Source organism: Sinorhizobium garamanticum, assembly GCF_029892065.1.
In the GTDB taxonomy this organism is placed as follows: Bacteria; Pseudomonadota; Alphaproteobacteria; order Rhizobiales; family Rhizobiaceae; genus Sinorhizobium; species Sinorhizobium garamanticum.
The window spans coordinates 1,035,113-1,058,679 of sequence record NZ_CP120374.1; the positions used below are offsets into that span (position 1 = coordinate 1,035,113).

Consider the following 23,567-nt stretch of genomic DNA (forward strand, 5'->3'; position numbering starts at 1 on the left):
CTCATAATGGCCATTCTGCTTCTGGCTGACCACGACAATACCAACCTTTCCGACCAGACGGCCAAAGCGCTGACGGCGGCTACCAAGATCGGCGGTGACGTCCACATTCTCGTCGCCGGTTCGGGCGCCAAGGCCGTCGCCGAACAGGCGGCGAAGCTTGCCGGTGTCGCCAAGGTGCTCGTCGCCGACGACGCCTCGCTCGCCCACAATCTCGCCGAGCCGCTGGCCGCCACGATCGTCTCGCTTGCCGGCGGCTACGACACGCTCATCGCCGCCGCCACCTCGGTCGGCAAGAACGTCATGCCGCGGGTTGCCGCCCTGCTCGACGTCGCCCAGGTCTCGGAAATCATCGAGGTGGTTGCGGCCGACACCTATCGGCGGCCGATCTATGCCGGCAACGCCATCCAGACGGTGCAGACGAGCGAAGCCAAGCGGGTGATCACCGTGCGCACCGCCGCCTTTGCCGCGGCTCAGGATGGCGGCTCGGCCGCGATCGAGACGGTCTCGGCCGCCGCCAATCCCGGCGTTTCGAGCCATGTTGCCGATGCGCTGTCGTCGTCCGACCGGCCGGAACTGACCTCGGCGAGGATCATCATCTCTGGCGGCCGGGCGCTCGGCTCGTCGGAAAAGTTCAAGGAAGTGATCCTGCCGGTCGCCGACAAGCTCGGTGCCGCCGTCGGTGCCTCGCGTGCCGCCGTCGATGCCGGTTACGCCCCGAACGATTGGCAGGTCGGCCAGACCGGCAAGGTGGTCGCCCCCGACCTCTACATCGCCTGCGGCATCTCCGGCGCCATCCAGCACCTGGCCGGCATGAAGGATTCCAAGGTGATCGTCGCCATCAACAAGGACGAGGAGGCGCCGATCTTCCAGGTCGCCGACTACGGCCTCGTCGCCGACCTCTTCGACGTCCTGCCGGAACTTGAAAGACAAATTTGACACCGCGATAACCGAGGCGACGCAACTCCCGGGCCAGGCCGTCTAGCTGGACTAACGTCCTGAACAGCGGGCGCCCGGGTCCAGAAAACGCCAAGAAAGCAGCCGTCGATGGAGGTATCCTGTCAGGGCCCGTCCGCAATCCACCGCAGCAAATTCATCTTGGAGGAGCGGCTTCTCGGGATGCTTCTCGAATGCGCGCAGCAGAGTCTCTGATTTCCGCGGGCGTCTGGCCGTAGGTACGTCTAAACTCCAGAAGAGCTGTGCTCGGATCTGCAGATTTACTTTTGAAAGCAGAAGAGTTTGCGCCGGCTTGCCATGATGCCTGGCTCTGCTAGGCTGCGTCCATTGCTTCCAACACGAAAGAAATAACGTGGCGCATCCTTCGGAAGCTAGGGGAAAGCGTTTCCAGCTCATCCTGATCAAGCCATCTCACTATGATGACGATGGCTACGTGATCCGCTGGTGGCGCGCGATGATCCCGTCGAACTCGCTCGCGGCGCTTTATGGCATCGCCGCGGACTGCGCCGAGCGCAAAGTGCTTGGTCCAGACGTTTCCATCGATATCACAGTGCTCGACGAGACGAATACGCGGATCGATTTCCCTGCCCTTATGCGTGTGTTTAGCCGACATGGTGATTTCGGCATGGTGGCGCTTGTCGGGGTGCAATCCAACCAGTATCCGCGCGCACTCGATATTGCACGGCCGTTCCGCGAGGCTGGTATACCCGTTGCCATCGGCGGCTTTCATGTGTCGGGCTGTCTTGCCATGCTCGATGGCAAGGCAGTGGAACTCGACGCCTGCCGGGAGATGGGCATTTCCATGTTTGCCGGTGAGGCAGAGGGCCGTCTTGAAACGGTGCTGCGCGATGCGGCAACCGGCAAGCTGGAGCCGATTTATAACTTTATGAGCGACTTGCCGGGTCTTGGCGGCACGCCGGTGCCGTTCCTGCCGAAGGAAAATGTCGCTCATACGCTCGGCCTCAGCACGAGCTTTGATGCCGGGCGCGGCTGTCCCTATCAGTGTTCGTTCTGCACGATCATCAACGTGCAGGGGCGCAGGTCGCGGTTCCGCTCGGCCGACGACATCGAGAAACTCGTGCGGATGAACTGGGCGCAGGGCGTCCACAAATTCTTCATCACCGACGATAATTTTGCCCGCAACAAGGATTGGGAGGCCACCTTCGACCGGCTGATCGAACTGCGGGAGAAGGACGGTATTCCGCTCGGCCTGATGATCCAGGTCGATGTGCTCTGCCATAAGATCCCGAATTTCATCGAGAAGGCAAAGCGGGCCGGCGTTACCCGTGTTTTCATCGGCCTCGAGAACATCAATCCGGACAACCTGACCGCTGCAAAGAAGAACCAGAACAAGATCACCGAATACCGCAAGATGCTGCTCGCCTGGAAGGCGCAGGGCATCATGACGCTCGCGGGCTATATCCTCGGCTTTCCGGCGGATACGCCCGAGACCATCCGGCGCGACATCGCCATCATCCAACACGAACTGCCGGTCGATATCATCGAATTCTTCATTCTCACGCCGCTGCCGGGCTCGGAGGATCACCAGAAGCTCTGGAAGAACGGTGCCGAGATGGAGGCCGATCTCAACGTCTATGATGTCGAGCATGTGTGCGCGGCGCATCCGAGGATGAGCCGGGAGGCGTGGGAAGACATCTACCGCGAGGCATGGCGGCTCTATTACACGCCGGAGCACATGAAGACTCTGCTACGCCGCGCGGCCGCGACGGGCGTGCCGCTTCCAAGTCTTGTCAAGCTGCTCGTTTCCTTTGCGACGATGGTACCGCTTGAAAACGTCCATCCGCTGCAGAGCGGCCTTCTGCGCCTGAAGCGGCCGTCGGAGCGGCGGCCGGGCATGAAGCGGGTCCATCCGCTGATCTTCTGGCCGCAGTTTCTATGGGAAACGGTGCGCAAGCATGTGGCGCTCGCGGGTACGATCATCCGGTTGACTGCCGCCGCCTACAGGATCTTCCGCGATCCGGCTTCGAGGGTCTACATGGATCAGGCGTTGACGCCGGTCGGAGCCGACGAAGAGGAGGCGCTTGAACTGTTCACCAAGACTGCCGGCGGCACGGCAGCGGTGGCGCATGTGAAGAAGGTCAACGCGCTCACCCATGCCACTTCGGCGTCATCAGAGCTCCGCGGTTGACTGGCTGAGGAGGGAGTCGAAGCGCGACCCCGTGTTCCGCGGAAACACAAGGCGTCCAGCGACGAACACGCTTTACGCCAGCGTGTAGGCAGTCTTGACGGTTGTGTAGAATTCGGCGGCGTATTTGCCCTGTTCGCGCGAGCCGTAGGACGAGCCCTTGCGGCCGCCGAACGGCACGTGGAAATCGACGCCGGCGGTCGGCAGGTTGACCATCACCATGCCGGCCTCGGCATTGCGCTTGAAATGCGTCGCATGCTTGAGGCTGGTGGTGGCGATGCCGGAGGACAGCCCGAACGGCGTGTCGTTGGCAACGGCAAGCGCCTCGTCGTAGTCCTTCACCCGGATCACCGCCGCCACCGGGCCAAAGATTTCCTCGCGGGATATGCGCATCTGATTGGTCGCCTCGGTGAACAGCGCCGGCTGCAGATAGAAGCCGGGCGTGTCGCGGGCAATCAGTTCGCCGCCGAAGGCGAGCCTGGCGCCTTCCTGCTGGCCGATGGCGATATAGTCGGTGTCCTGGTTCAACTGGCCCTGATCGACGACCGGACCGATATGGGTGCCGGCCTTCAAGGCGTCGTCGACGACAAGACCGTGCATCCGCTCGGCCATCGCCGCGACGAACTTATCGTGGATGCCTTCGGTGACGATCAGCCGCGACGAGGCGGTGCAGCGCTGGCCGGTCGAGAAGAAGGCGGAATTGACCGCCGCCTCGACGGCGACCGCAAGGTCGGCGTCATCGAGCACGACGAACGGGTTCTTGCCGCCCATCTCCAGCTGGAATTTGCGGTTGTGCTCGACCGAGGCGGCGGCGACACGTTTGCCGGTGCCGACCGAGCCGGTGAAGGTGATCGCCTGCAGGTCGGGGCTGTCGAGCATCGCCTGGCCGACGACCGAGCCCTTGCCCATGACGAGGTTCAACACCCCCTTGGGCAGACCGGCGCGGTGGAGAATATCGACGATCGCCCACGAGCAGCCGGGCACCAGTTCGGCCGGCTTGAAGACGACGGTGTTGCCGTAGCAAAGCGCCGGGGCAATCTTCCAGGCGGGAATGGCGATCGGAAAGTTCCACGGGGTGATGATGCCGACGACGCCGACTGGCTCGCGGGTGATCTCGACACCGATATTGGGCCGCACCGACGGGATGACCTCGCCGGCCAGCCGCAGAGCTTCGCCGGCGAAGAAGTCGAAGATCTGGCCGGCCCGCACCGTCTCGCCGATGCCCTCGGCCAGCGTCTTGCCCTCCTCGCGCGACAACAGCCGCCCGAGTTCGTCCTTGCGCGCCAGGATCTCGTCGGCGGTCTTCTTTAAGATCGCGTGGCGCTCGAGGATGCCGGAGCGCGACCAGGCCGGAAACGCCGCCTTGGCCGCCGCGATCGCGGCTAACGCGTCGTCGGCGCTGGCGCGGGCATAGTCGCCGATGACATCGTTGGTGTTCGACGGATTGATGTTGGCAACGCCATCCGTGCCGACCCATTCGCCGGCGATCAGGTTCTGATGAAGTGTCATCCTGCCATGCTCCCGTTTCTCGTCCACCCACGTCGAGGCGCGCCTGGCACTGCCGACGGCGCTTCAGTAGACATGAGCCATTTCGGCTTCGGCACCGCCTTGAGAAGGCTCTGCGTGTATTCGTGTTGCGGCGCGCTGAACAATGCCGAGGTCGGACCCTCCTCGACGATCTTTCCCTGTTTCATCACCAGGATCCGATCGGCGAAATGGCGCACGATCGGCAGGTCATGGGTGATGAAGATATAGGAGAGGCCGAGCCTTGTGCGAAGATCGGCCAGCAGATCGATCACCTGTGCCTGGATCGAGACATCGAGAGCGGAGACCGCCTCGTCGCAAACGATCAATTCCGGTTCGCTCGCCAGCGCCCGGGCGATAGCGATACGCTGCCGCTGGCCGCCGGAGAACTGATGCGGGTAGCGCTCGGCATGTTCCGGCCTCAGACCGACCAGATCCAGAAGCTCCGCCACGCGGTCCTTCCACTTGCTCCTGGGCAGGAGATCGCGGTGGATCGCCCAAGGCTCTGAGATAATGGAGCGGACGTTCATGCGTGGGTTCATGGAGCCATAGGGATCCTGAAACACCATCTGGACCTTTCGTCGAAACGCAACGAGGTGCTTCCCGCTCATCTCGAAGATGTTTTCGCCCGCAAAGATCGCCTGACCGGAGCTTGGATCGTTCAGCCGCAGCAGAATGCGTGCAACGCTCGACTTACCTGAACCAGACTCCCCGACGATGCCGAGCGTCTCGCCTTTCCTCACTTCGAAACTGACGTCGTCGACTGCCTTGAACGTGCGCTTGCCGGCGAAGGCGCCGGATGCAAGCACATATTCCTTCGTCAGGTGCTCCACCTTGAGAAGCGTCGCGCCGGTAAGGTCCGTCGACCGTCTGTGCGACGTTTCCGCCGCTTCGCCGTGCGGGAGTGCGGCGATGAGGCGTCGCGTGTAGGGGTGTTGCGGGTTGCTGAACACTTCCTGGGCGAGACCGGATTCCACGATCTTTCCGCCATTCATGACGATGATCCGGTCGGCCATGGATGCGGCGACCTCGAGATCGTGGGTGATCATGACGAGCGCCATCCCGGTCTCGCGCTGGAGGTCGCGCAAGAGATCGAGAATCTGCGCCTGGACGCTGACGTCGAGTGCCGTCGTCGGCTCGTCGGCAATCAGAATATCGGGCTTCAGCGCGATCGCCATGGCGATCATCACCCGCTGGCGCTGGCCTCCGGAGAACTGATGCGGATAGAAATCCACCCGACTTTCCGGCTCTGGGATACCGACGCGCCGAAGCAGTTCTATTGCGTTGGCACGTGCTTCCTTGCCATGTGCCGCGTCATGGCTCTCGAACACCTCCGCGATCTGCCGTCCAATGGTGTAGACCGGATTGAGATAGGCGAGCGGATCCTGAAAGATCATCGCGATCCGGCGACCGTTGATGTTTCGGCGGCCCTCCGCGTCCAGGCGCGACAGTTCAGTACCCTCGAAGAGGCACGATCCGCCGACGATATCGCCGGGCGGGCAGTCGACGAGGTCCATCACCGTGCTCGTGCTGACGCTTTTGCCCGAGCCGCTTTCGCCGAGGATGACGAGCGTCTCGCCCCGGTTGACATGGAAGGAGACATTGTCGACGGCGCGAACCGGCTCGTCGTTCGAAAGGAAATCGACCGTGAGCCCTTCGATCTTCAGGATCGGCCCTTCGCTCTTGAGAATAGACTCGTGTGCACTCTTCATCGGGCTGCCTTTCGCAAAGTCTGCAGACGCCAACGTTGTTGCGGATCGGCGACGGTTCGGGCCCAGTTCGAAAGGATGTTGAGGGACAGCGTCGTCAGCATGATGGCAAGGCCCGGCCAGAAGGCGATCCACCAGGCGGTAGAGAGATAGCCGCGCCCGTTCGCCACCATTGCGCCCCAGGTAAAATCGGGAGGCTGAATACCGAGGCCGAGGAAGCTCAACGCCGATTCCGACAGAATGACCGTCGCGAAGTCGATGGCGGCGATCGTGACCAAGGTCGGCAGGACAAGTGGCGCGATATGCCTCAAAAGGATGCGGGCGGGTCCGGCCCCCATCGAGCGCGCCGCGCTGACGAACATGCGCTCGCGCAGTTCCAGCACCTCGGCACGCGCGGTCCTGAGATAGATCGGCATGCGCGTGATGGCGAGAACGATAACGAGATTGGTGATGCTCGGGCCCAACGTATAGAGCACGATCAGCGCCAGAAGCAGCGACGGAAAGCTCATCACCACGTCTGCAAGGCGCAGGATCAGATGGCTGTACCATCGTTCGGAGTAACCGGCGATGAGGCCGAGGGTCCCGCCGATGAGCATGGAAGAGAAAACCGCCGCCGCGGCGATGCCGAGCGTGCTCTGGGCTCCGACGATCAGGCGCGCGAGAAGCGGTCGCCCGAGCGTGTCGGCACCGAGAAAGTAGATCCACGAATGTTCGAGGGAGAACGGCGCAAGGTTGCGCTGGCGCAGCCCCAACCGAGACGCGGCGTCGCCGACGAGCCATGGTCCGAGGATCGCCGCCAATACGAAGAGCGCGAGGAAAATTGCTGCGGCAAGCGCCAGCCTGTCGCGTCGCAAATAGATGAGCAGGACACCACCGGTGCCAGGGCCTGCCGTCTGATTGGTATCGGGAGTTATGATCGTCATGGCTCAATACCGGATGCGCGGATCGATAAACGCATAGAGCAGATCGATCGCGATGTTCAGGATGAATATGGCGGTCGCTGTCACCAAGATTGTCGATTGAACGACGGCAAAATCGCGCTGGATGATCGAGTCGATCATCAACTTGCCGATGCCGGGCCATCCGAAGATCGACTCGACTACAACGGCGCCGTTGACGAGGCTGGTGGCGAGGTCGCCTGCGACGGTGACCACCGGCAACAGCGAATTGCGAAGCGCGTGGCCGAAGACGATCTTCTGGCGGCGAAGCCCTTTGGCGCGTGCGGTCTTGATGTAGGGCGAGGCAAGCGCGGAGAGCATGGTGCCACGCACGACCTGCACGAGCAGCCCGAAGGGCCGCAGCATCAGCACGAAGATCGGCATGATCCAGTGGGCCCAGGTGCCGGTGCCTGATGTCGGCAGGATCTCCAGGCCGACGGCAAAGACCAGGATACCGACGATTGCCACCCAGAAATCCGGAGCGCTGGCCCCGGCAAGGGAAGCGACGCTGGCGACACGGTCGAAGAGGCTGCCGGGACGTGCGGCGGCAAGCGATCCGACGAGGATTGCCAGCCCGGTCGAAAGCGTGATCGCGACGAAGGCAAGTTTCAGCGTCTCCGGAAAAGCCTGGAGCGCCACCTCCATCGCCGAACGGTTCTGTCGCAGCGACTGGCCGAAATCGAGATGCAGCAAGTCCTTAAGATATTCCGCAAACTGCCAGGGGATCGGCTGGTCGAGACCGTTCAATTTTGCGAATGCGGCCCGCGCCTGGGCCGTTGCATCGAGCGGGAGGTACAAGGCGGACGGGTCGCCGGTGAGCCGCGTCAAAAAGAAGACGAGCGTCAACAGACCGATGACCGACAGGATGCTGTGGGACGCACGGCGTCCTATATAGCTGAACATTTCCGATGCCCTTCGAAGGATATCGCACGCGATGATGGGAAGCTGGTGCAGGACGGTGTTTGCCGCCCTGCACCTCCCTGGTCAGTCTTTAAGGCGAATATTGGCCAAGGGGATTTCGCTGTTGGTCGTAATATCCGGCTTCCAATCAAGTCTGGTGCCGACACGCGTGTAGCCGATCATGTGGAACATCGGGATGTCCGCGACCACCTCCTTGCGCGCCTTGTCGAACAGCGCCTTGAAGCTCTTCGTGCGGGCCTCGCCCGTGGCGGCGAGCGCTGCATCGATCTCCTTGTCGAGGGCGGGATCGGCAAGCGTCGCGTAGTTGCCGCTCGAGCGGTAGAAGATCGGGATCGTGAAGGCCGCATCGCCCTTGTTGTTGTCGTGCATCATCTGCAAGAGGTTGGCGCCGCGCTCTTCCGGGAAGGGCTTTTGCAGGTATCTGAGCCAGTCGGCGACATCGAGCATGGTGAGCTTGACGTTCAGACCCACGGCCTGCCACATCGTCATCATGGCTTCCATTGCTTCCGCACCGTTCGGATAGATGCCGTTGCGGCCGATGAGCTTGATCTCGGTATCGACGGCAACGCCGTCGGCAGCCGCCTCCTCGAGCAACTTCGTCGCCTCTTCAGGATCGTAAGGCCACGCTTCAAGCGCGTCGTCGTGGCCGTTGATGCCCGGAACGACCATCTGCGACGCACGCTTGACGTCGTCGCCGAAGAGCTGAGCGAGCCCCTCCCAATCGATCGCAAGATTCAGCGCCTTGCGGACGCGCAGGTCGTCAAGCGGCGGCTGGGCGGTATCGATGCGGATTGCAGTGGTTTCGGAGTTCAGATAGGCGAAGTCCGTCTCCGGATTGCTCGCGTCCTGAATGGCGATCGACGGCGTGAGGTCCGCTTCGCCAGTGTCGACCATGGCGGCGCGGATCGAGGATTCCGGGCGCCAGACATAGGTCGCCTTGGTAAACTCCGGCTTCTGACCCCAATAGCCGTCGAAGGCATCGAGCACAACGGTCTGCGGCGAGAAGGTCGAGAGCTTGAACGGGCCGGTCCCGACCGGATCGTTGACCGCCTGATCGACCGGCGTCTTCGGCGAGACGACCATGACGACACTCAAGAGCGTCGGCAGGATCGGTTGGGGTTTGTCCGACTTGATCTCGACGGTGAGATCGTCGACGGCGGTGACCTCCAGCTTCGCATCGCCGAATTTGGCGATGTTGCTGCAGGTGACCTTGCCGCCGAGCATTCGATTGATCGAGAAGACGACCGCTTCCGCGTTGAAGTCCGAGCCGTCCTGGAATTTCACACCGTCGCGTAGCTTGAGCCGCCAGGTTACCGGATCGACCTGTGTCCATTCGGTCGCAAGCTTCGGTTGGGCCTGTCCGGTCTTCGGGTCGATCACCGTCAGCGGCTCGACCACGTTTTGACTGAGGATCTGCCCGACATTGGTGATGATCGTGCCGCAGGGCTCCAGATTTGCCGGCTGCTCTGGCAGGACGATGCGGATTTCCTGCCCCGCCTGCGCCATTGCCGACGATGCGGCGGCCGTCATCAGGACGGCGGACGCTATCGCAAGAACACTTGACCTCTTCATGTTTTCCTCCCTGGTGTTTGCATCTCGGCCACGTCCGGCGGGCATCCTCGTCCCATTCGCCCGCCGGCCGAACCTAGTGATTTAGGCTGCGGCCTTCTCGATTAGTTCTCGCAGCATTTCCTTTTCCTGCGGCTTGAGGTCCGTCAGCGGCGGCCGCACCGGACCTGGCGTGCGCCCGATGAGGTCGACACCGGCCTTGATGATCGAAACTGCGTAACCCTGCTCGCGATCGCGCAGTGCCGCGAAGGGGAAGAAGAAGCGGTGCAGGATCTCTTCCATCGTCGCCCGGTCGCTCGCACGCATCGCCTTATAGAAGCGCTGCGCCAGTTTCGGCACGAAGTTGAAGACGGCGGAGGAATAGGTCGTGACACCGACACCGTTGAAGCCCTCGGCAAAAAGCTCGTGCGTCGGCATGCCGCCGATATAGGTGAGCCGGTCGCCGAGCTTCGCCGTCACCTGACGGACGAGATCGACTTTTCCGGTGCCGTCCTTGAAGCCGATGAGATTCGGGCAGACTTCCGCGAGGCGAGCAACGGTCTCGGCATTGGCGACCGAGTTGGCGCGGTTGTAGATGATGACGCCAAGGCCGGTGGCTTCACATACGGCCTTGACATGCCGGTAGATGCCCTCCTGCGACGCTTCCATCAGGTAATGCGGCAGAAGCAGAAGACCATCAGCGCCGGCGGCTTCGGCGTGGCGGGCGGTTTCCTTGGCGAGCACCGTACCATAGCCGCAGCCGGCGATGATCGGCACGTCGCCGGAAGCTTCCTTGGCCGCGCGCGTCACTTTCCCAACCTCCTCTGGCGAGAGGGAGAAAAATTCGCCGGTCCCTCCGGCGGCGAAAAGGGCAGCCGCCCCGAAGCCGGAAAGCCATGCGACATGCTCGCGATAGCTCTTGAGGTTGAGGCTGAAGTCGTCGTTGAAGTGCGTAACCGGGAACGACAGCAGGCCCGAGCCGATGCGCGACTTGATTTCATCTGGCGACAAAGGAATTCCTCCCACGAATTAGTATGATGTCGTGGGTCAGTCATATGATGACTTTAGAGATGAGTCAATCACCTTTCTCGTGATTCGCGGTCGAGCGACGGATCATCAACGAGCGATAGCGCTTGATCCCGGTGACGAGGTGCCGGCGCATCGCCTCGCGCGCCTTATCCGGGTCACGAGCGATAATCGCTTCGGCGATTTCTCGATGTTCCTCGAGGATCGGCTGATCGCGGCTGGGCAAGGGATCGACGCCGCCCATAACGGTCTTGAACTTCACCCGCGGGATCATCCGACGGCCGACATGTTCGAGGAAGGCCTTGAATCTCGCATTGTTGGTCGCCGTGGCGATTGCCATGTGGAACTGGAAATCCGCCTCGTCGGTGGGTCTGCCTTCGGCGACGAGGTCGGCGAATTTGTCGACCTGCGCCTGGATTTCGGCTTCTTGCGCAGGCGAACTGCGCGCAGCGGCAAGGCCTGCGGCTTCCACCTCTATGCCGATGCGGAGTTCCAACTCCTCGATGATGTCGGAAATCTTGTCGGTCTCGTCCGTGAACAGCTTCAGGCCTTCGTCGGCGGGTTTCGGGCCGATCACGAAGACGCCCGCGCCTTGGCGCGACTCGACCAGCCCGTCGGCACGGAGCGCCGCGATTGCCTCCCGAATAACGGTGCGGCTGAAGCCGAAGCGGTCGATGAGGGCGGGTTCGGTCGGCAGCTTGTCACCGGGCGCGTAGAAACCTGCTTCGATCTGCTCGCGCAGAGCATCTGCGACCTGTGACGCGAATGATCTGCGCGACGTTGGACGTTCGGCCCGCTGCATGGATCCTCCAGAATTGGTGTTCTTGGGATCATGCATACTCCCTGTGGGCGCCAAAAGCGATAGCATCGTATGAAATCCGCTATGTTTCCTCAAAGTCATACGATGACTTCGCTTCAAGAGTGCGAAGGCCCAGCGGATTAAGCCGCCTACTATCGGCACAGAGATGGAGGCCGACGGCGGCGGCGACTGCATGCGCAGCGGCAATACCTCTCGATAGGAGTACGAACCTTGCCTGTAGCAATTTAGGCGGGTTTCCCGCTCCCAATCCCCGCAACTGTCAGCGAGCGCGCTGCGCCCTGATCGCCGACAGCATGGCGAGGCAGCGGAGCTTGTCACGGCTGAGGCCGATATCGGCGAGCGTGCGGTCATCGAGCTTCATCAAGCTTTCAAGTTCGCGGCGCATGCGGACCTCTTCGCGAACCCGGATGAACCGACGCTTGAGTGAATTCCGCGGGAGCGCGGCGATTGCCCGCATTCCGAAGCTGATTGCTGAACTGCTCATCATGATGTTTCTCTATCTCGGTACGCCAAAATCAGTCGCCTCAACTCGCCTAGCGCATAGGGGCGGGAGTCCATGTGGCATTGATCGTGATTGATCTTCGACGCCCGAGCGACAAGGGTCTTCTGCATAACCTTCCTCCATGGTTTCGTGCCGAAAGGCAGCCGTGCTGCCGTCCTCCTTTCGGGGGTCACGATCTGTCAACGGCGCTACAGGATGATTTCAGGGACGGAGAATCCGGTTACGGATGAAACAGAGCCGGTGCGAGGCAGGCGGTCGCCCAGCCCGAGGCGAAGACTTGATCGCAGCAGGTTGGAACTGGGTTGGCGTTGGCGGTCGTACCCCGTTAGGGTTTTGGCGGCTGTGGCACCCAGACGAGATACGGCGTCGTCGGCCGGCGGTCCGGCGGCACATAGTCCGGGACTGGGGCGTCGTTCGGCGGCAGCGAGCGAACGAAGCGGTGCATGGCGCGCAGGTCATCCTCGGCGAAGGCACGCAGATTGAACCACGGCATGGGCGGCCGCGTCTCGAGCGTGCGCGCGTAACGAACCCAGTCGTCCTCACTCATCGTGGCGAGCAGGCTGCGCAGATTCGAAGGATAGGTCGTGCCCCATGGTCCGCGGTGGCCGAGCGAGTCGCCAATCAGCCAGCGATCTTCCGGCACCTTGCCGGCGTTTGCCGTATAGCCGGGTGTATGACAGTCGTTGCAGCCGCCGATCGTCACAAGGTAACGGCCACGTTCGATATTCGCCGACGCCGTGCCGCCTGAGCCAGTGCCAACGAGCGCCGCTACGGCGGCGGCGGTCATGCCGAGCGTGGCGGCCCCAATCACAATAGGTCTCATCGCAGGCTCCTTCTCATTCATGACCATTGAGAAGACGCGACCGAATCTCGGCGGGCGGCGTTACGAGGTGATTTCAGGAAAGGAGGATCCGATTACAGATGAAACAAGGGCGGCGGGGCCGCCGCCCTGCCATAAAATGATGTGTTCAGCCTGATGCGAGCTGCCGAGCCAGACAGTCTGCCAGGGCTCGCGACAGGAGGGGCTTCTTGAGGACCTCGCCGATGCCGGCTGCCTGAAGTCGATCCGGCCGAAGCGCATGGGCGTAGCCGGTCATCAGCACGATCGGGACGTCCGAGCGCAGCTCTCGGATCGCGCACGCAAGCTCGGTGCCCGTCATTTCCGGCATGACCTCGTCCACCAGCACCAGGTCGAAACGCGTCGGCTTGGTGCGGAATGCGGCGAGAGCGGCAAGGCCGCCGTCGAAGCCGATCGGCTCGTAACCGAGGGCAGCGAGCATCTCCTCGCCGAGAAGCACGAGCGGCTTCTCGTCATCGACGATGAGGACCGTTTCGCCCTGGCCGGTCCGCAACGGCGGCTCAGGGGAGTGATCCGCCTTCGCCGCGGCATCTTCTATCCGAGGCAGATAGACCTCGAAGGTAGCACCTTTCCCCAGCCGACTCTTCACGTTGAGGGCGCCGCCATGACCGCCGACGATCCCGTGGACGGTGGAAAGCCCCAGCCCCGTGCCTTGCCCCGCCGGCTTGGTGGTAAAGAAGGGCTCGAAGATGCGCTCCAGGGTCGCCCGGTCGATGCCGCGTCCGGTATCCCTGACGGTGATACGCGCATAGCGGCCGGCGGGCAAACTGCCGTGGGAAAGCCTCATGAAGTGCCTGGCATCAACGGTATCGACAACGAGCGTCAGCATGCCCCGCTCCTCCATGGCCTGCGCGGCATTGCTGCAGAGGTTCATGACCACCTGCTGCAACTCGGTTGCGTCGCCCATCACGGCGACGCCCTCAGCCTCGAGGCGCGTGCGCATCGTGAGCGTCGCCGGAAGAGAGGCCCGGACGAGGTCGATCGCCTCGGCTATGACGGGCTCAACAGCGATCGCCCGAAGCCGCCGTTCTCGGCGCCGCCCGAAGGCAAGCACCTGCTCGACGACGTCCTGTGCCCGCTCGCCGGCCTTCATGATCTGCTCCACATAGCGCCGCGCGCGCGACTCCTTCAGGAGCACCGCGAGCGCCATCTCGCTATAGCCGCGGATGGCGCCCAGAATGTTGTTGAACTCGTGCGCGATGCCGCCGGCAAGGGTGCCGATCGCCTCAAGCCGCTGCGACTGGTAGAGACGGGCCTGAAGCGCCTCGCGCTCGGCCTCTCCCCGCTCACGCGCGATAGCGTTGGCGAAGATCTCCACGGCGGTTCTAAGGAGCGCGATGTCATCGTCCCGCCAATGCTTCTTCCTGGCCGTGGCTTCGAGGGCAAGCACACCCAGACGTTCGCCGGCCACACGCATCGGGATGGACAGCCATGATCGGACATGCCGCGCCCTGAGCGAAGCCTTTTGCCGGCTGCCCGGCAGGGCCTCGACGTCGGGCACGCAGATGCAGCCCTGACGTTCGTACCCCTCCGGTCTCCAGCTCAGGACGAGATCGGCCACTTCGGCGGGCGGAGTTCCCGCTGTGCCCGCAGCCTTTCGCCGGTGCCAATAGCTGCCGGAGAGGTCAGGCCCGCCGTCGCCGGCGACGATGATCTGTGCGCTGTCGAGGCCGGCAAATTCAACCAGCCGGGAAAGCGATTCGCCGATCGCGGCACGGATTTCTTCCCGCGGCAGGTTGATGAAGTGCGTTGAGATGGAGGCGATCAGGGCCTCGAAGCCGAGCCGCTGTTTGAGGGTGTGCGCATTGGCCCTCAAGCGGACGAAGAGGTAGGCCACATAAGCGACCAAGGCGAGCGCGGCGACATAGAGCAGCCTCAGAAAGATGTCGGCACGAGCTGCCGCGCGCTCATAGGCCGCGAAATAGACATTCTGCAGCCCCCGCGCCCGTTCGCTCGTCGGTGCGGATTGAACGCGCGCAACGAGATCGTCGACCGCCGGAAGGGTAGTGACGATGAGCCGCCCGTGGGAGACCAGTGTCCGGACGTCCTCGGCAAGCGCCGCATCGACGGGCAGAACGGCGAACCGATCGAGCGAATGCTCGACCTCTGCAGCCGCACCGGATTGCGGTGCGTTCGCGAAGCGGAGCATCCCCGCCGTCAACGCGCCGATTTCGGTATTCAGCTCCGTTCGCCGTCCGTCGCTGGCGGCCGCCAGCAGACCGCTCAGATGATTGAAGTAGGCGAGCGAGTTCTGCAACACTGCATTTTGCGACTTGAAGGTCTCGACGAGCGCCTCCTGATCGCGCACTGCGGCCGTGACCTCCAAAAGCCTCCGATCGATCTCAGCCTTCGCCTCTCCGCGCGCGACCTCTGCGATGGCAGGCAGCGCGGCTGTCGCCGCCAGGAGGTTTTCCATCGACCGGACGAGCGGGTCATAGCTGCGCAGGAGCCCGGCTCGCGCCCACAACACGTCGCGCTGGAGTGCCGCGTCGTGCAGAATGACGGCCTGCAGGGCATCCGCGCGCTGGCGGTGCGGCGCCTCGGGCGTCAGGCCCTGAAACAGGAAATAGGTCAGGGCGATGAAAAGGCCGGCGACAACCAGTGCCAGGGCGCGAATCCGCCTCATTGCGGCGCCCGCTCGGCCTTACCGGCCAGCGGACGGTCTTCATGTTCGCCCGTCAGCGTGCCGAGGAACTTGACGATCAAGTCGACATCGCGCGCGGCAATCTCGCGGCTAAGCTGGCTGCGCCCCATGATCTCGACCGCTTCTGCCAGCGACGCCGTGCGCCCGTCATGGAAATAGGGCGCGGTGACAGCGACGTTACGCAGGCTCGGAACGCGAAACACGTGGCGGTCGCTCTCGACACCGGTCACCGTGAAGCGGCCGAGATCGCCGTCCGATGGGGGCGTGTCGTCAAACGGGTTTGCGAAGACACCGAACTTCTGGAACAGGTTGCCGCCCACGTTGACGCCCTGATGGCAGGCGGTGCAGCCGAAATCCTTGAATAGCCGGTAGCCCTCTTCCTCCTCAGAGGAGATCGCACCGGCCTCGCCACGAAGATAGCGGTCGAAGCGCGCATCGGGGGTGACGAGCGAGCGCTGGTAGACGGCGAGCGCGTCAAGCACGTTTTCCCTGTCCGGCTGGGCGCGATAGGCCTCCGCGAAGGCCTTCAAGTAGTCAGCGTCGGTGCCGAGTTTCGACAGGAGCTCCTCCCAGTTCGTGCCCATGAGTTGCGCATCGAGTAGCACCGCCGCGTTCTGCTCCTCGAGCGTGCGGAAATTGCCGCGCCAGTTGAGCCGGAAGTTGAGCGCGACGTTGAAGACGGTGGGGGCGTTGAAATCGAGCAAAGCGCCGTTGGCGGCGACGGAGCGGGTGCGGCCGTCGTCGCCGCCCTCTGCGAGGGTATGGCACGAGGCACAGGCGACGACATCGCCGTGCGACAGCCGAGGGTCGTGGAACAGCCGCTCACCAAGCGCTGCTTTTGGCGAGTCGATGGGCCGCCCTGCCGGAATCGGAGCGATCGGCTCCTCTTCGGGAGCGGCGAACGCGCCGGCCAGCACGATCGCGGAGGATAGCAATATTGCCAGGCAACGCGGGAGCCTGGCACGGAGGATGTGAATCTGCGCTCGGCGCATCGGATCAGCCTCGGTGCTTCGGCCTCCGAGCCGCGGTTCAACAAACCGCCCAAATTTGGCGCTTTGATGAACAATGGGGTGGACGAGGGCAGGCAGACCGCTTGCAGGTGGTCCAAATGCAGGCCGACGAAAACACCCACGATCCGGAAGCGCAAAAGCACGGGACGCCCGACGCTGCGGCGATGAGGCATATCCTCGTGGTTGACGATGATCCGGCCATGCGCGCCATGATCGCCGACTACCTCAGAAGCCAGAACTTCAGGGTCAGCGCGGTGGCCGACGGCGCGGGCATGTCACGTGTGCTTCGCGGGGGCGCTGTTGACCTGATCATCCTCGACATGAAGCTTGCCCATGAGGACGGGCTCGAACTCATGCGCCGGCTCGGCAGTCCGCCAGAGGCGCCGATCATCATCGTCACCGGTCACCGGCGAGACGAGGCGGACCGGGTCGTCGGCCTGGAACTCGGCGCCGACGACTATGTGACAAAGCCCTTCAGCCTGCGCGAGCTTCTGGCGCGCATCCGCGCCATCTTGCGTCGGTCGGAAGCGGAGGGCCGCCCGCGCGGCAAGGTCCGGAACTACCGTTTCTCGGGTTGGCAACTCGACATGCGCACCCGCAGGCTCACGTCGCCCACCGGCGAGACCCTGCCGCTGACAGCGGGGGAGTTCAACCTGTTGGTCGCCTTCCTGCGCTCCCCGCAGCAGGTCCTAAGCCGCGAGCAACTCCTCGCCGCAAGTCGCCTACACGGCGAGGAGGTCTTCGACCGCAGCATCGACGTGCAGATTCTGCGCTTGCGACGCAAACTGGAGGCCAACCCGAGCGAGCCCAAGCTGATCGTGACGGAGCGGGGCACCGGCTACATGTTGGCAACGCCGGTAGACACGTTCTGAGAAGCAGAAACTCAAAGTTCTACAGCGACCTTTATGCGTCTGGTCAGACGCGCGGCGCTGTAGATCGCGGGCTTGGATAAGCGGTCGAGTTCCTCTGTGGAAGCGATAAATCGCCCCCCTTTGGCAACAGCCGCAGGTGCTCTAGGGCGGATTCTCGTCACCATGGCCGCTCAGGCTGCGTGCCCTGCGGGCTTACCGAAAGGGGCGCGGCCCTCTGGACTCCCGCCCTCTGTTTCTTGCCATTAATGGCTGAGACACATTAAAGTCTGAGACGCAAAGCGGCCGCTTTGCAGTGCAAGCACACATTGCAACGTGCAGCAGTGAGCATGTTTCGGTTGCCTCTCCGTCAGGCAGGCCCACACACTTCAGGAGAACCCATGTTTGACCACGTCAAATTCGGAGTCAGCGACTATGCAGCGAGCAAAGCGTTCTTCCTCAAGGCACTCGAACCGCTCGGCGTAGCTGTTGTCTCGGAGGGGCCGCCGACGTACGGTGTCGAGCTTAGCTCAAAGGGTAAGGCTTCATTGTGCCTGTACCAAACCGAGGAGAAGCCGGCCCATCTTCACTTGGCGTTCACGGCCGAAAATCGCCAGCAAGTCGAAGCGTTCTATCGTGCAGCTCTGGCGGCGGGTGGCAAAGACAATGGTGCGCCTGGTCTGCGCCCGCACTACCACGCGAACTACTATGCCGCTTTCGTCATTGGTCCGGACGGGCACAACATCGAAGCGGTTTGTAACGAACCTAAAGCCTAACCCTTCCCTTGAGGCCCACAAGCGGGGCTTCGCCCACTTGCGGCCGCCCCTCATGCCAAACCTAGAACGTCTGCTACCGGCCCCAAAAGCCGACACACCGGATCAACGCCTTGACTGGGTTCAACCCCAATTGCTCGGTCAAATCGAGTCTCGAATGAGCTCCCCAAGTCAAAGCTCTTTGGGACCCGAACCGCAGACCTCGGAAATTGCAGCGTCGCTGCGTCTACCCGTCGCCGAGGTCTTCATGGCGCATTTGCGCGAATGCGAGTGATGCCCTACCCTTCACACGTCAATGTTGCACTTCGATTAGGTTCCCCATTGCCTTGGACAGATCATTGATTGACATCGTTCGAACGAAGCGTATTGTAACGCAAATTGGTATGACCACTTGGCCACTAGGCCGATACTGCGAGGATATGATGTTCTCTGCCGTGGAATCGCGCCGCCTGTATCGGCAGGTGGCGGACCAGATGCGAAGCCTGATCGAGCGGGGTGAACTGGCGCCCGGTTCGCGGCTTCCGGCAGAGCGGGAGCTGGCGCAGAAACTGGGCGTCTCCCGCCCGACCATCCGGGAAGCATTGATCGTTCTGGAGGTCGAAGGCTTCATCGACATCCGCATGGGTTCGGGTATCTATGTCACGGCGCGCAGGGTGCCGGCGCTGGATGTGCCGCCGGAGGATTTCGAAGGTCCGTTCGAATTGCTGAGAGCGCGGGCGGTGGTCGAATGCGCGATCGCCGAAGAGGCGGCCCGGCTGGCGCGTCCCGAACATATCGCCATTCTCGACGACAATATTACGCGCATGGCCGCAGCACTCGAGGATCGCCGTCAGGCGCTCGCGCTCGACCGCGAGTTCCACGTCCTCGTATCGGGCATCATCGCCAATCAGACGTTGAACCGTTTTGTCGGCAGCATCCACGACATGCGCATGACACCTTATTTCGAGAAGCTCGCCAGCTATTTCGAAAACACCGACACGTGGCGGGCCGCGATGGAGGAGCATCGCGTGATCCGCGACGCGATCGCCGCCGGCGATCCGGCCGCCGCGCGTGCCGCGATGCGCGCGCATCTCGATCAGTCTCAGATTCGCCTGTCGGCGAGCTTCGGGGAGGAGCCGTCCGACAGCACGATACCCGCCGCCTGGAGGCGCGCCGGGGGCAATTAGCGCTTTTGTTCAATCACTTCACCTTGGGAGGAGGAAGAGGATGAAATTCAAACTGTTGACGCTGCTGGGTGCAACCGCGGCGATTCTGGCTTCGGCGCTGACCGCCGAGGCCCAGACCGCGCTCAAATGGGCGCATGTCTACGAGACGTCGGAGCCGTTCCATACGGAATCCGTCTGGGCGGCGGAAGAGATCGGCAAGCGCACCGAGGGGCGTTACAAAATCGACGTCTTCCCGGCCTCACAGCTCGGCAAGGAGGCCGATATCAACCAGGGCCTGAAGCTCGGCACGGTCGACATCATCATTTCCGGATCGAGCTTCGCCGCGCGGGAATATGCGCCGATCGGCGTCACCTATTTTCCCTACACCTTCCGTGATCCGGCCCATCTGATCGCCTATACGAAGAGCGATGTCTTCAAGCGGCTCGCTACGGGCTACGAGGAGGCATCGGGCAACCACATCACTGCCGTCACCTATTACGGCACGCGCCAGACCACAGCGAACCGGCCGATTGCCAAATGCGCCGACATGCAGGGGCTGAAGATGCGCGTGCCGGACGTTCCGGCCTATCTCGCCATGCCGCGGGCCTGCGGCGCCAATACGACACCGATCGCCTTTGCGGAAGTCTATCTCGCGCTTCAGAACGGCACGGTCGAGGCGCAGGAAAATCCGCTGACGACGATCGAGGCGAAGAAGTTCTACGAGGTGCAGAAGCACATCGTGCTGACCGGACATATCGTCGATCATCTGAACACGGTCGTGTCGAAGAACCTGTGGTCGCAGCTCTCCGACGCCGACAAGCAGATCTTCACCGAGGTGATGCAGGAGGCGGCCGAGCGTGCCACCAAGATCATCGAAGAGCGTGAGAAGAAGCTCGTCGAGACCTTCAAGGAACGCGGCATCGAAGTAACCGAAGTCGACAAGGCCGATTTCGAGTCGACCGTGATGGACAAGGTGGCGTTCGAGGACTTCGGCTACAACAAGGAAGACTGGGAGGCTATCCGCGCCGTCAAGTGAGAGCCCTTGCCGGCGGCCGCCAGGGTCGCCGGCATCCTGCCCCAACCGCCGGATGATCGCCATGTCCCAAGAAGTCCATTTGCCGTCAACGCCGGAGGAGCTTGCGCATTCCTTCGAGGATGCCGCAGTACCGGCCACGGATGTTTCCAACTATGCCGTCGAGGATTGGGTCACGCTCATCTTCTTTTGGCTGATGACCGGATGTGTGTTCCTGCAGTTCTTCACACGCTACGTGCTCAACAACTCCTACGCCTGGACGGAGGAGATCGCCACCAATTGCCTGATCGGAGTCGTGTTCCTGGGCTCCGTCATGTGCGTGCGCCTGTCGCGGCACATCCAGGTCGACGTTCTTTACCACTATTTCCCCCGGTCCGTGGCCCGCGGCATGGCGATTTTCGTCGATGTCGTCCGGATCAGCTTCTTCGCCTATGCCTGCTGGCTGATGTGGCGTTATGTGGCGGTCGTCGCCAACGAGCGCATGGTGACGGTCGATCTGCCGCGCAACATCGTCTTCTACAGCGTGATGGCCGGCTTTGTGCTGATGCTCGTCCGGTCGATCCAGGTCTTCATCGCCAATCAACGCCGCGGCTATTCGGTTCTCGAAAGGCCCGAAGAATTCCACAAGGTTGAGGACTGATCCATGCTTCTGCTCGTCGGTTCGTTTCTCGTACTGATGGTGGTCGGCGTTCCGGTCGCCATCTCGATGGCCGCGGCCTCGGTTCTCTATCTCGTCTTTTACAATGTCGCGCCCGATATCATCGCGGCGCAGCGGATGATCGCCGGCGTGGAGAGCTTCCCGCTGCTGGCGGTGCCGTTCTTCATTCTGGCCGGGAACCTGATGAACTCCGCCGGCGTCACCGGCCGCATCTATTCCTTCGCCGTCGCCCTCGTCGGCTGGATGAAGGGCGGCCTCGCGCAGGTCAACATCATCGGCTCGGTGATCTTCTCCGGCATGTCGGGCACGGCGCTTGCGGACGCCGCCGGCATCGGCACGATCGAGATCAAGGCGATGAAGGATCACGGCTATCCGGTCGAGGCGGCCGTCGGCGTGACCGCTGCATCGGCGACGCTTGGACCGATCTTTCCGCCGTCGCTGCCCTTCGTCATCTACGGCATGATGGCGAACGTCTCGATCGGCGCGCTGTTCATGGCCGGCATCGTTCCCGGCGTCGTGATGACAGTGCTGATGATGCTGACGGTGGCGATCTTCGCCTACAAGCGCGGCTGGGGGTCGGATACGCCCTTCGAGATGAAGCGGCTGCTCTCGGCCTCGCTCGAGGTCGTCGTCGTCCTCGCCGTGCCGGTCGTCGTCTATCTCCTGATGGCGGTGGGGCTGTCGATGAACGCCGCCGTCGGTATCGCCCTCGTCGTGCTCCTTGCGCTCGACTGGTATTTCGACTTCTCCGCAGTCATGGCGCTGATGACCCCGGTGATCCTCATCGGCGGCATGACGATGGGCTGGTTCACGCCGACGGAAGCGGCGGTCGCCGCCGTCCTCTGGTCGCTGTTCCTGGGGCTGGTGCGCTATCGCACGATGACGCTGTCGACGCTCACCCGGGCGACCTTCGACACGATCGAGACGACCGCGTCGGTGCTCTTCATCGTCACGGCCGCCTCGATCTTCGCCTGGCTCCTGACAGTGAGCCAGGCGGCCCAGATGCTCTCCGGCGCGATCCTGACGATCACCGAGAACAAATGGGTCTTCCTGATCCTGGTCAACCTCCTGATGCTGTTCGTCGGCTGCTTCCTGGATACGATCGCCGCAATTACCATCCTGGTGCCGATTCTCCTGCCGCTGTCGGCCCAGTTCGGCATCGATCCGGTGCATTTCGGCCTGATCATGACGCTCAACCTGATGATCGGCCTCCTGCATCCGCCGCTTGGCATGGTGCTCTTCGTGCTCTCGCGCGTGGCCAAGCTTTCGGTCGAGAAGACGACCATGGCGATCCTGCCCTGGCTCCTGCCGCTTTTCCTCGCGCTGATCCTGATCACCTTCGTGCCGGCGATCACATTGTGGCTGCCGGGCGTCGTCGGGCTGATCCGATGATGGCAGGAGCACCCACGCGCACCCGTCTCGCGCGGCTCTACGGCCAGCGTGATCTTCGGCTGGAGGCTCAGGACGTCGCAGAGCCCGGCGAAGGCGAGGTGCTCTTGAAGATGGCGGCCGGCGGCATTTGCGGTTCCGATCTTCACTACTATCAGGATGGCGGCTTCGGCCCCATCCGAGTGTGCGAGCCGATCATCCCCGGCCATGAGGCTGCCGGTCACGTCGCGGTGCTCGGGGCCAAGGTGTCAGGCCTTGCAATCGGCGAGCTGGTGGCGGTCAATCCGAGCCAGCCCTGCGGCGTCTGCCGCTTTTGCCAGGAAGGGCTCGCCGTTCATTGCCTGAACATGCGGTTCATGGGCAGCGCCATGCGTTTCCCGCACACGCAGGGCATGTTCCGCGATTGGCTCGTCGTTCCAGCAAGCCAATGTTTTCCGGTGGGCGGACTCATCAGCGCCGGCGAGGCGGCCTGTGCCGAGCCGCTCGCGGTCTGCCTTCACGCTGTGGCGCAGGCCGGGGACCTCAACGGCAAAAAGGTGCTCGTCACTGGCGCCGGGCCGATCGGCGCGCTCGTGGTCGCGGCCGCCCGCCACGCGGGAGCCGCGATGATCATTGTGACGGACATTGCCGATGCGGCGCTCGAGCGCGCAATGGCAATGGGCGCGACCCGGGCCGTCAACGTCCGACGCGAGCCGGCGGGCCTTGCCGCCTACGAGGTGGACAAGGGCCAGTTCGACGTTGCCTTCGAGTGTTCCGCGGCCGAACCGGCCCTGCGCGGCGCGATCGCCGCCGTCAGTCCGCGCGGCCTGATCGTGCAGGTCGGGGTCACGGGCGACATCGCCCTTCCGCTCAACGCGCTCGTCGGCAAGGAATTGCGCCTCGTCGGGTCGCAGCGTTTCGACCGCGAGTTCGTGCTGGCCGTCGACCTCATCGCCCACCGCCGGATCGACGTCCGGCCGATCATTTCACATAGCTTCCCGGTCGAGCAGGCGGTCGCGGCCTTCGAACAGGCCGGCGACCGCTCCGTCGCCTGCAAGGTGCAACTGACATTTCTTTCCTGAGGGAACTCACATGCGACATACATGGCGATGCGGCGCGGGCGCGCGCAGGGATGCATCGC

The 23,567-nt window shown here is 62.9% G+C and carries 20 protein-coding genes; 9 read left to right on the forward strand and 11 right to left on the reverse strand.

The window, feature by feature from the left end; all coding sequences use genetic code 11:
• Positions 1–6: 6 nt before the first annotated feature.
• Both PZN02_RS24730 and PZN02_RS24735 read left to right on the forward strand, forming a co-directional pair.
• The gene (locus PZN02_RS24730; protein ID WP_280661616.1) at positions 7–936 is read left to right on the forward strand and encodes an electron transfer flavoprotein subunit alpha/FixB family protein; all 930 of its coding nucleotides are present in this window, start codon (positions 7–9) and stop codon (positions 934–936) included.
• Between the two features lie 370 nt (positions 937–1,306).
• Entirely contained in the window at positions 1,307–3,103 is a 1,797-nt protein-coding gene (locus PZN02_RS24735; RefSeq protein ID WP_280661617.1) for a B12-binding domain-containing radical SAM protein, read from the forward strand.
• A gap of 72 nt (positions 3,104–3,175) precedes the next feature.
• Here PZN02_RS24735 and PZN02_RS24740 read toward each other — a convergent pair whose 3' ends face one another.
• From PZN02_RS24740 to PZN02_RS24790, 11 genes are all read right to left on the reverse strand, one after another.
• Positions 3,176–4,609, reverse strand: a complete 1,434-nt coding sequence (locus PZN02_RS24740; RefSeq protein ID WP_280658083.1) for an aldehyde dehydrogenase family protein — start codon at positions 4,607–4,609, stop codon at positions 3,176–3,178.
• Entirely contained in the window at positions 4,606–6,336 is a 1,731-nt protein-coding gene (locus PZN02_RS24745) for an ABC transporter ATP-binding protein (protein ID WP_280661618.1), read from the reverse strand. Before PZN02_RS24745 ends, PZN02_RS24740 begins: the two co-directional genes overlap by 4 nt.
• Complete coding sequence (locus PZN02_RS24750) at positions 6,333–7,256, reverse strand: ABC transporter permease (protein ID WP_280661619.1); 924 nt, start codon at positions 7,254–7,256, stop codon at positions 6,333–6,335. Before PZN02_RS24750 ends, PZN02_RS24745 begins: the two co-directional genes overlap by 4 nt.
• Positions 7,257–7,259: 3 nt before the next feature.
• Positions 7,260–8,174 carry an ABC transporter permease gene (locus PZN02_RS24755; RefSeq protein ID WP_280661620.1) on the reverse strand — a complete coding sequence of 305 codons (915 nt, stop codon included), beginning with the start codon at positions 8,172–8,174 and terminating at the stop codon, positions 7,260–7,262.
• A gap of 81 nt (positions 8,175–8,255) precedes the next feature.
• Positions 8,256–9,764 (reverse strand): ABC transporter substrate-binding protein, encoded by a 1,509-nt coding sequence (locus tag PZN02_RS24760; protein ID WP_280661621.1) that lies wholly within the window; start codon positions 9,762–9,764, stop codon positions 8,256–8,258.
• An 81-nt stretch (positions 9,765–9,845) separates the two neighbouring features.
• Positions 9,846–10,751 (reverse strand): 5-dehydro-4-deoxyglucarate dehydratase, encoded by a 906-nt coding sequence (gene kdgD / locus PZN02_RS24765; protein ID WP_280661622.1) that lies wholly within the window; start codon positions 10,749–10,751, stop codon positions 9,846–9,848.
• Positions 10,752–10,815: 64 nt separating this feature from the next.
• Positions 10,816–11,568, reverse strand: coding sequence for a FadR/GntR family transcriptional regulator (locus PZN02_RS24770; protein WP_280661623.1), 753 nt, complete (start codon positions 11,566–11,568; stop codon positions 10,816–10,818).
• Between the two features lie 277 nt (positions 11,569–11,845).
• Positions 11,846–12,073 carry a hypothetical protein gene (locus PZN02_RS24775; RefSeq protein WP_280661624.1) on the reverse strand — a complete coding sequence of 76 codons (228 nt, stop codon included), beginning with the start codon at positions 12,071–12,073 and terminating at the stop codon, positions 11,846–11,848.
• A gap of 340 nt (positions 12,074–12,413) precedes the next feature.
• On the reverse strand, positions 12,414–12,911 hold the full coding sequence (locus tag PZN02_RS24780) for a hypothetical protein (protein ID WP_280661625.1): 498 nt from the start codon (positions 12,909–12,911) through the stop codon (positions 12,414–12,416).
• A gap of 145 nt (positions 12,912–13,056) precedes the next feature.
• Positions 13,057–15,573, reverse strand: coding sequence for a two-component system VirA-like sensor kinase (locus PZN02_RS24785; RefSeq protein WP_280661626.1), 2,517 nt, complete (start codon positions 15,571–15,573; stop codon positions 13,057–13,059).
• Positions 15,570–16,583 carry a cytochrome-c peroxidase gene (locus tag PZN02_RS24790; protein ID WP_280661627.1) on the reverse strand — a complete coding sequence of 338 codons (1,014 nt, stop codon included), beginning with the start codon at positions 16,581–16,583 and terminating at the stop codon, positions 15,570–15,572. The genes PZN02_RS24785 and PZN02_RS24790 overlap by 4 nt, the downstream gene beginning before the upstream one ends.
• A 182-nt stretch (positions 16,584–16,765) precedes the next feature.
• Between PZN02_RS24790 and PZN02_RS24795 the strand changes: the two genes are divergently transcribed.
• The 7 genes from PZN02_RS24795 to PZN02_RS24825 all read left to right on the forward strand — a co-directional run bounded on the left by PZN02_RS24795 (position 16,766) and on the right by PZN02_RS24825 (position 23,508).
• Positions 16,766–17,473 carry a response regulator gene (locus tag PZN02_RS24795; protein WP_280663266.1) on the forward strand — a complete coding sequence of 236 codons (708 nt, stop codon included), beginning with the start codon at positions 16,766–16,768 and terminating at the stop codon, positions 17,471–17,473.
• A gap of 377 nt (positions 17,474–17,850) precedes the next feature.
• A complete protein-coding gene (locus tag PZN02_RS24800) occupies positions 17,851–18,225 on the forward strand; it encodes a VOC family protein (RefSeq protein ID WP_280661628.1) in 375 nt (124 codons plus the stop codon).
• Between the two features lie 419 nt (positions 18,226–18,644).
• The gene (locus PZN02_RS24805; protein WP_280663267.1) at positions 18,645–19,388 is read left to right on the forward strand and encodes a FadR/GntR family transcriptional regulator; all 744 of its coding nucleotides are present in this window, start codon (positions 18,645–18,647) and stop codon (positions 19,386–19,388) included.
• A gap of 40 nt (positions 19,389–19,428) precedes the next feature.
• Positions 19,429–20,403, forward strand: coding sequence for a sialic acid TRAP transporter substrate-binding protein SiaP (locus PZN02_RS24810; protein WP_280661629.1), 975 nt, complete (start codon positions 19,429–19,431; stop codon positions 20,401–20,403).
• 61 nt (positions 20,404–20,464) lie between these two features.
• On the forward strand, positions 20,465–21,040 hold the full coding sequence (locus PZN02_RS24815) for a TRAP transporter small permease (protein ID WP_280661630.1): 576 nt from the start codon (positions 20,465–20,467) through the stop codon (positions 21,038–21,040).
• A 3-nt stretch (positions 21,041–21,043) separates the two neighbouring features.
• Complete coding sequence (locus tag PZN02_RS24820) at positions 21,044–22,450, forward strand: TRAP transporter large permease (RefSeq protein WP_280661631.1); 1,407 nt, start codon at positions 21,044–21,046, stop codon at positions 22,448–22,450.
• Positions 22,450–23,508: an L-idonate 5-dehydrogenase gene (locus PZN02_RS24825; RefSeq protein ID WP_280663268.1), complete on the forward strand. Its 1,059-nt coding sequence runs from the start codon at positions 22,450–22,452 to the stop codon at positions 23,506–23,508. The genes PZN02_RS24820 and PZN02_RS24825 overlap by 1 nt, the downstream gene beginning before the upstream one ends.
• Positions 23,509–23,567 lie beyond the last annotated feature (59 nt).